The sequence below is a fragment of the Thermus sp. genome (assembly GCF_056332225.1).
In genome coordinates, this window is the sequence record NZ_JBWGQW010000101.1 from 1 (window position 1) to 2,406 (window position 2,406).

A 2,406-nucleotide genomic window follows, 5' to 3' on the forward strand; every position below is an offset into this window, starting at 1 on the left:
CCACGTGGACTGGCTGGAAACCCAGCGGGAGCTCCTCCAGCAGATGGGCCTGGCCAACTACCTGCAGTACCTGGCGGGGGCGGCGGACTGACGATGCCCCTTGCTGGCGACGCCTCCGGGACGGGCTAGGCCACCGGGGCCTCGAGGTGCTTGCGGGCCCAGCGCTCTATGGCGGCGATGACCGCCTCCAGCTCCCGCCCCGCCTCGGTGAGGCTGTAGCGGGTCTTGGGGGGCATGTAGGACTCCACCTGCTTCGCTGTGGGCGTGCTGGGAGATCATGCGGATGAGCTGCCTGCGGTACTCCGCGGGCATCCAGTCGCCGGGTTCAATCTTCTCCCCCCGGGCAATCCGGGCCTCAAACTCCTCTAGCCTCTCCTGGTAGCCCGGGTCCTCGGGGTAGCCGATCCTAAGCTTCACCATCCTCGCCTCCTTCCTCGCTGTGTTCCCCTTCCGGGGAAGCAGCCACGCCAAGGGCCTTGAGGACCAGCTTGGCGTAAGCTTCCGAGAGTTCCTCTAGGGAGAGGGGACCGTCGGGCCGGTACCACTGGTAGGTCCAGTTGAGGGCGGAAAGGACGAAGAGGGTGGCGAGCCGCACGCTTTCCACCCGGAACACCCCCGCCCGCACCCCCTCCTCCACCACGGCCTGGACGCCTTCCTCGTAGCGGCGCCTCAGGGCCTTGGCCTCCTCGAGGAGGGGAGGGGAGAGGTGCTTCCACTCGTGGAAGAAGACCGTGGCCCGGGGAAGCTCCTCGGCGATGACCCGCAGGTGGCCCTTGACGAGGGCCTTCATCCGGTCCACGGGGCTCCCCTGGGGAAGGCTTTCCAGCACCTTCTGAAACCTCTCCGCCGCCTGGCGCACCACCTCCAAGAGGAGCTCCTCCTTGGACTGGATGTAGGCGTAGAGGCTTCCGCCCTGGAGGTTCAGGTGGCGGGCGAGTTCCCGCATGCTGGTGGCGTGGTAGCCCCTCTGGCTGAAGAGGTGGCCGGCGATGGTGAGGATCTGGTTGCGGCGGTCCATGGCTAACGGTCGTTTGTTAGGTTAGCACAACCTGGGCGAAAGGACAAGAGTCCCTCTCCCCTTCGGCCCTAGGCGCCTAGAGCTCGGGGAGCCTCGAGGCCGCCTCCTTGAGGCGCTCCCGGGAGGCGTGGAGGTAGATCTGGGTGGTGGCGATGGACTCGTGGCCCAGGAGGTCCTTCACCGCGTCCAGCTCCACGCCACGCTCCACGAGGAGGGTGGCGTAGGCGTGGCGGAGCTTGTGGGGGGTGAAGCGCCTGGGGTCCAGGCCCGCCCTCAGGGCGGCCTCCCGGAACTTGGCCTCCACCCAGCGGGCTGAGGGAATATGGCCCCGGCGCCTTCCCTGAAGAAACGTGAAAATCGGCACATTCCCCTGGGGCGGGCCCAGCTCCAGAAGAGCCCCCTGGGCCGTGCGGGAAAGGGGCACGAGCCTTTCCTTGTTGCCCTTGCCCACCACCCGCACCGCCACGGGGTGGCCGCCCTCGAGGACCAGGTTCCGCCCCTTCAAGGAGAGGGCCTCGGAGATGCGCAGGCCCGTGCCGTAGAGAAAGCGGGCTAGGGCGACCAGAAGGCGGGCCTCCTTCTCCTCCGAGAGGGCCTCGAGGAAGCGCCTAAGCTCCTCGGGGGCCGGGTGCAGGGGAAGCCGCCTTCCCGCCTTGGGGCGGCCGATGCCCTCGGTGGGGTCCAGGACTTCCTCCCCCCGGATTTCCCGCAGGTAGCGGTAGTAGCTCCGGAGGGCGGCGAGAAACCCCTGCACCCGCCGCGGGGCCCAGCGCTTGGCGATGAGCAGGGCCCGCACCGCCTCGGGGCCCGGGGGAAAGCCCTCCTCCTCCAGGAAGCGGAGCCACAGGGAGAGGTCCTGGAGGTAGCGCCGCACCCCCCGGGCCGAGTAGCCCCGCTCCAAGAGAAGGTATTCCGCATAGGGGGCCAGGTCCCCAAGGACCTTTTCGGGCTTTCTAACACCGATGGTTTTCCAGATGATGGTGGAACCGTCCGGCGGGACCATGGGGGCATTATACATGCGCGAAAGGTGCATTTCGCGCAGGGAAGGGGAGGGAAATCCAAAAAGCGCCCTCCCCGAGCCCTTTCAAGACCAGGGGGCCTAAGGGCCCCACGGGGGAAAGCGGGAGGTGGAGAAAGCATGAAAGCGGTGCTTGTTCTTTTCAAAAACAACAAAATTATGCGGCGTGTCAAGCGCTTCCCCGACTGGAAGACCTACGAGCGCTTCCTTGAAGGTCTAGCCCGGGGGCGGTGGGCCAGGGTTTACAACCCCGAGGGGGCGCGGGGGAGCGATAACGCCCCCCATTTGAATGGGGGGATACATGGGGGTGGCGGTACGTGGTGGCCACCAGGCGCCACGCCCCGGACGGCGCTCACCTGGGGAAGGAGGC

At 67.3% G+C, this 2,406-nt stretch carries 3 protein-coding genes and 3 pseudogenes; 2 read left to right on the forward strand and 4 right to left on the reverse strand.

What is annotated here, in order from left to right:
* Positions 1–91 (forward strand): annotated as a pseudogene (locus AC01Y6_RS10100) (bacterioferritin); the annotation flags it as partial.
* Positions 92–125: 34 nt separating this feature from the next.
* Here the strand turns inward: AC01Y6_RS10100 and AC01Y6_RS10105 are convergent.
* The 4 genes and pseudogenes from AC01Y6_RS10105 to AC01Y6_RS10120 all read right to left on the reverse strand — a co-directional run.
* Positions 126–254, reverse strand: a pseudogene (locus tag AC01Y6_RS10105) (winged helix-turn-helix transcriptional regulator); the annotation flags it as partial.
* A pseudogene (gene paaA, locus AC01Y6_RS10110) lies at positions 238–420 on the reverse strand (1,2-phenylacetyl-CoA epoxidase subunit PaaA); the annotation flags it as partial. The pseudogenes AC01Y6_RS10105 and paaA, both read right to left, overlap by 17 nt.
* Positions 407–1,018, reverse strand: a complete 612-nt coding sequence (locus AC01Y6_RS10115; RefSeq protein ID WP_476671385.1) for a TetR/AcrR family transcriptional regulator — start codon at positions 1,016–1,018, stop codon at positions 407–409. The pseudogene paaA and the gene AC01Y6_RS10115, both read right to left, overlap by 14 nt.
* 76 nt (positions 1,019–1,094) lie before the next feature.
* The gene (locus AC01Y6_RS10120) at positions 1,095–2,036 is read right to left on the reverse strand and encodes a tyrosine-type recombinase/integrase (protein ID WP_476671386.1); all 942 of its coding nucleotides are present in this window, start codon (positions 2,034–2,036) and stop codon (positions 1,095–1,097) included.
* Between the two features lie 120 nt (positions 2,037–2,156).
* Between AC01Y6_RS10120 and AC01Y6_RS10125 the strand changes: the two genes are divergently transcribed.
* The coding region (locus AC01Y6_RS10125) for a hypothetical protein (protein WP_476671387.1) at positions 2,157–2,406 on the forward strand (250 nt) is incomplete at its 3' end.

Bases quoted from the DNA above. Each gene is read 5' to 3' on its own strand.
- AC01Y6_RS10120 (WP_476671386.1), bottom strand. From the start codon at position 2,036: ATGTATAATGCCCCCATGGTCCCGCCGGACGGTTCCACCATCATCTGG.
- AC01Y6_RS10115 (WP_476671385.1), bottom strand. From the start codon at position 1,018: ATGGACCGCCGCAACCAGATCCTCACCATCGCCGGCCACCTCTTCAGC.